At 59.6% G+C, this 4,566-nt stretch carries 6 protein-coding genes; 4 read left to right on the top strand and 2 right to left on the bottom strand.

The genetic code is table 11. The features are described from left to right. Positions 1-92: 92 nt before the first annotated feature. Positions 93-1,622, bottom strand: coding sequence for a 2,3-bisphosphoglycerate-independent phosphoglycerate mutase (gpmI, locus tag HB680_RS32340; RefSeq protein WP_213942314.1), 1,530 nt, complete (start codon positions 1,620-1,622; stop codon positions 93-95). A gap of 153 nt (positions 1,623-1,775) precedes the next feature. On the opposite strand from gpmI, the gene HB680_RS32345 reads away from it, so the two are divergent. Genes HB680_RS32345 through secB form a run of 3 tightly spaced genes read left to right on the top strand, consistent with a single transcriptional unit; the run spans position 1,776 to position 2,987 of the window. Then, positions 1,776-2,189, top strand: coding sequence for a rhodanese-like domain-containing protein (locus tag HB680_RS32345; protein ID WP_213942315.1), 414 nt, complete (start codon positions 1,776-1,778; stop codon positions 2,187-2,189). 1 nt (position 2,190) lies between these two features. Continuing rightward, positions 2,191-2,445: a glutaredoxin 3 gene (gene grxC, locus HB680_RS32350; RefSeq protein ID WP_010464569.1), complete on the top strand. Its 255-nt coding sequence runs from the start codon at positions 2,191-2,193 to the stop codon at positions 2,443-2,445. A gap of 56 nt (positions 2,446-2,501) precedes the next feature. Further along, entirely contained in the window at positions 2,502-2,987 is a 486-nt protein-coding gene (secB, locus tag HB680_RS32355; protein WP_007949026.1) for a protein-export chaperone SecB, read from the top strand. 129 nt (positions 2,988-3,116) lie between these two features. Here secB and HB680_RS32360 read toward each other — a convergent pair whose 3' ends face one another. Then, positions 3,117-3,572 (bottom strand): tRNA (cytidine(34)-2'-O)-methyltransferase, encoded by a 456-nt coding sequence (locus HB680_RS32360; protein WP_007949025.1) that lies wholly within the window; start codon positions 3,570-3,572, stop codon positions 3,117-3,119. On the opposite strand from HB680_RS32360, the gene HB680_RS32365 reads away from it, so the two are divergent. Next, entirely contained in the window at positions 3,571-4,011 is a 441-nt protein-coding gene (locus HB680_RS32365; protein ID WP_213942316.1) for a hypothetical protein, read from the top strand. The genes HB680_RS32360 and HB680_RS32365 overlap by 2 nt on opposite strands. The last annotated feature ends 555 nt before the right edge of the window (positions 4,012-4,566 follow it).

Raw genomic sequence — 4,566 nt, forward strand, 5'->3', positions numbered from 1 at the left:
GAGGATGTGTCAGGCGACATCTTTATTGCCTGATACACCGCATTCGCGAGCAAGCCCGCTCCCACAGGGTTTTTCGGTGTTTGAAAGGCCGGTTACACCAAAATCGAAGTCCCGGTCATTTCTTTCGGGATTTCCAGGCCCATCAACATCAGCATGGTCGGCGCCACATCCGCCAGTACGCCGCCATCGCGAACCTTGAAGTCACGCTTGCCGACATAGATGAACGGCACCGGCTCAGTCGTGTGCGCGGTGTGGGCCTGATGGGTTTCTTCGTCGGACATTTTCTCGCAGTTGCCGTGGTCGGCAGTGATCAAGGCTTCGCCGCCGACTTTTTCCAGCGCATCGGTGATGCGACCGACACACAGGTCCAGGCATTCCACGGCTTTCACCGCAGCTTCAAGGTTGCCGCTATGGCCGACCATGTCGCCGTTGGCGTAGTTGACCACGATCACGTCGTAACGCTGGTTTTCGATGGCGTCGACGATTCGGTCGGTGACTTCCGGCGCGCTCATTTCCGGCTGCAAGTCATAGGTGGCGACTTTTGGCGACGGGATCAGGATGCGTTCTTCGCCCGGGAACGGTTCTTCGCGGCCGCCGGAAAAGAAGAAGGTCACGTGCGCATACTTTTCGGTTTCGGCGATGCGCAGCTGGGTCTTGCCGTTTTTCGCCAGGTAGTCGCCCAGCACGTTTTCCAGGCTGCCGGCGGCGAAGGCCGATGGCGCGGGAATGCTGGCGGCGTATTGGGTCAGCATCACGAAACCGGCCAGTTTCGGCTGGCGTGCGCGTTCGAAGTCTTTGAAATCGTCTTCGACGAACACGCGAGTCAGTTCACGGGCACGGTCGGCGCGGAAGTTCATGAACACCACGGCGTCGCCGTCTTCGACTTTCACCGGCTCGCCGATGGAAGTGGCCTTGACGAATTCATCGCTCTCGCCACGCTCGTAAGCGGCTTCCAAACCTTCCTGGGCGGTGGCGGCGTTGAATTCGCCCTTACCGTCGACGATCAGGTTGTAGGCCTGGGCTACACGGTCCCAACGGTTGTCGCGGTCCATGGCGAAATAACGGCCGACGATGCTGGCGATCCGGCCTTTGCCCAGGGCCTGGAACGTCGCGTCCAGCAGTTCAATGGACGACTGAGCGCTTTTCGGCGGCGTGTCGCGACCGTCGAGGAAGGCGTGCAGGTAGATTTTTTCGGCGCCGCGCTTGAACGCCAGTTCGGCCATGGCGACCAGATGATCCTGGTGGCTGTGAACGCCGCCATCGGACAGCAGGCCCATGAAATGCACGGCTTTGCCGGCAGCAACGGCTTTATCCACAGCGGCGCAGATGGTCGGGTTCTCGAAGAACTCGCCGTCGCGGATCGATTTGGTCACGCGGGTGAAGTCTTGATACACCACGCGGCCAGCGCCGAGGTTCATGTGGCCGACTTCGGAGTTGCCCATCTGGCCGTCCGGCAAGCCGACGTCCATGCCGCTGCCCGAGATCAGGCCGTTCGGCACGGTGGCGGTGAGACGGTCCAGCACGGGTTTCCTGGCCGAGTACACGGCGTTGGCTTCGTGGCTCTCACTGTGACCGAAGCCATCGAGAATAATCAGGACCAAAGGTTTAGGCGTGGTAGTCATGGATTCCACTCGTGGCTGAGTTAAAAAGAGGGCGATGGAAAAGGGAGTGGCAGTTTAAAGCGAAGTTCCTGCGCCGTCACCGCCGGACGGGGTTTGGCCCACCCTAGGGCCTGTGTATACTGGCCCACTTTTAACGCCCTGGAACCACCTTAAATGCTTGATCACCTGATTGCATTTGCCACCACCCACTATCTACTGGCCGGTATTTTCCTCGTTCTGCTGGCTCTGCTGATCGCCCATGAGATGAAAGGCGGCGGCCGCAGCCTCAGTACTGCCGAGCTGACCGGGCTGGTCAACAAGGACGCAGGCGTGGTGATCGACATTCGTGGCACCAAGGATTTCGCCGCTGGCCACATTGTTGGCGCGTTGAACATTCCTCACGACAAGTTGACTGCTCGCGTTGGCGAACTGGAAAAGCACAAGGCCAAGACCATCATCCTGGTTGATGCCCAAGGCCAGACCGCCGGCACCCACGCCCGCGAACTGATGAAGTCCGGCTTCACCGCCGCCAAGCTCTCCGGCGGGATTTCCAGCTGGAAGGGCGACAACCTGCCGCTGGTGAAGTGATATGAGCAACGTCGTCGTCTATTCCAGCGATTACTGCCCTTACTGCTCGCGAGCCAAGTACCTGCTCGAGAACAAAGGTGTGGCCTTCGAAGAGATCAAGGTCGATGGCAAGCCGCAGGTGCGTGCCGCCATGGCCCAGAAGGCCGGGCGCACGTCCGTGCCGCAGATCTGGATCGGCGAGCGCCACATCGGTGGCTGTGATGATTTGTTTGCCCTTGAGCGTGCCGGTAAGCTCGACGCCATGCTCAAGGCCTGACTTAAGCACCCAAGAACAGCAAACCCTAAAAGACCAAAGATCAGAAAGGATCTGAGATGACTGACCAACAGAACACTGCAGCTAGCGAAGAAGAAACCGCACCGCAATTCTCCTTGCAGCGCATCTATGTACGTGACTTGTCCTTCGAAGCCCCAAAAAGCCCGGCGATCTTCCGCCAGCAGTGGGAACCGAGCGTCGGTCTGGATCTGAACACCCGTCAAAAGGCTCTGGAAGGCGACTTCCACGAAGTCGTGCTGACTTTGTCCGTGACCGTGAAAAACGGTGACGAAGTGGCGTTCATCGCTGAAGTGCAACAGGCCGGGATCTTCCTGATCAAGAACCTGGACGACGCTTCGATGAGCCACACCCTCGGCGCGTTCTGCCCGAACATTCTGTTCCCGTACGCTCGCGAAACCCTGGACAGCCTGGTGACCCGCGGTTCGTTCCCGGCCCTGATGCTGGCCCCGGTGAACTTCGACGCACTGTACGCACAAGAACTGCAACGCATGCAGGCGGCGGGCGAGACTCCGACTGTTCAGTAAGCGGTCCTGAGTCAAGGCAAGTCCAATGTGGGAGCGGGCTTGCTCGCGAAAGCGGTGTAACAGTCAACGATGATGTTGAATGTTATGGCCCCTTCGCGAGCAAGCCCGCTCCCACATTTGTTATGTGCGTTACTTGAAACCGAGCTGGCGCCAGCCTTCGTACACCGCGACGGCCACGGTGTTCGACAGGTTCAGGCTGCGGCAGCCTTCGCGCATCGGCAGGCGCAGGCGTTGTTCGCCGGGCAGGGCATCGAGCACTTCGGCGGGCAGGCCACGGCTTTCCGGGCCGAACAGGAAGGCATCGCCCTCGGCGAAGCTGGCATCGTGGAACGGCCGCGAGCCCTTGGTGGTAAAGGCGAACAACCGTGGATGGCCGAGGCTTTCCAGGCAACTGGCGAGGTCGGCGTGGCGTTGCAGGGTGGCGTACTCGTGGTAATCGAGGCCGGCCCGCCGCAGGCGCTTGTCGTCCATTTCGAAGCCCAGCGGCTCGATCAAATGCAGGTGGCAGCCACTGTTGGCGCACAGCCTGATAACGTTGCCGGTATTCGGCGGAATTTCTGGTTGGAAGAGGATGACGTGAAACATGCACGGCTCCGAAGGTAAAGATGAGCGGCATTCTACGCCGCCCGTGGACAACCGTTCGAAACTATTCCCGCGCGTGATGGGTTCGCTGGCGATTGTCGGGCTGATGGTGGGGCTGATGATCGGTCGCCTGACCACTCCCGACCCCAGTGAATTGCAGCAGGTCGAGGTGACCGACGGTGGGCTGGTGGTGTGGTTCAACAACGAACCCAAGACCCATGGCGAGGTCGTGGACGGCAGCGTCGCGTTGCTGTTCGAGGCTGAAGGCAAGGCACAGAAAGGCCAGCTCAAGGTCAACGGCAAAGACGTGAACTGGCGCGTGCGTTTGAGTGATGGGGGGTTGTTGCTGACGGTAGTAGCGGCGCGGCCACTGCAAGGTGAGTGGGCCGGTGGCGAGGTCGATGACCGCTGGCGGCTGGAGATCCATCTCCGGGAGCAATAAAAGAGGGAATCCCCGGCCTGCCTGTACCAAGGTTCCCAAAACGGCAGGGACTTACGCATAGCGTCGTAAGTCCCGGTGTAAAGAAGGAACCCCTGACCTGCCTGTATCAAGGGCCCCAAAACGGGTTGGGCTCGTCGCGTTGGCGGTGTGAGCCCGATGTAAAGAGGGGAATCCCCGGCCTGCCTGTACCAAGGTCCCCGAAACCGGGTAGTGAACTGAATCACTGAATGGACTATTGCAGGGGGCGTGCCAGGTTTTAACAAGTTGAAACAGAATGTCGCGCTGAAACGTCGAAAGCCCCGTATTCCGGGGCTTTCGTGTTTTTGTTGGGTGGGTTTTTTTACGTTACAGGATGGGATTTCAGGAGAGTGGCTGTGCGCGATTGCGGGTCATCGTGCATTGGTGCGGTGCATTAGGGATGCGGCGGTGCACCGAAGAATGAGGGCTGATCCAGAATCCACCCCTCACCCTAACCCTCTCCCCAAAGGGGCGAGGGGACTGACCGAGTTGTTATTTCGAGTTGCATCGACCTGGGATATCGAGGCGAACTCAGTT

The sequence above is a fragment of the Pseudomonas sp. dw_612 genome (assembly GCF_018449725.1).
GTDB lineage: Bacteria > Pseudomonadota > Gammaproteobacteria > Pseudomonadales > Pseudomonadaceae > Aquipseudomonas.

Coding starts and splice junctions, on each gene's coding strand:
- HB680_RS32360 (WP_007949025.1), bottom strand. CDS start 3,572: ATGTTTCACGTCATCCTCTTCCAACCAGAAATTCCGCCGAATACCGGC.
- HB680_RS32365 (WP_213942316.1), top strand. CDS start 3,571: ATGCACGGCTCCGAAGGTAAAGATGAGCGGCATTCTACGCCGCCCGTG.
- gpmI (WP_213942314.1), bottom strand. CDS start 1,622: ATGACTACCACGCCTAAACCTTTGGTCCTGATTATTCTCGATGGCTTC.
- HB680_RS32345 (WP_213942315.1), top strand. CDS start 1,776: ATGCTTGATCACCTGATTGCATTTGCCACCACCCACTATCTACTGGCC.
- secB (WP_007949026.1), top strand. CDS start 2,502: ATGACTGACCAACAGAACACTGCAGCTAGCGAAGAAGAAACCGCACCG.
- grxC (WP_010464569.1), top strand. CDS start 2,191: ATGAGCAACGTCGTCGTCTATTCCAGCGATTACTGCCCTTACTGCTCG.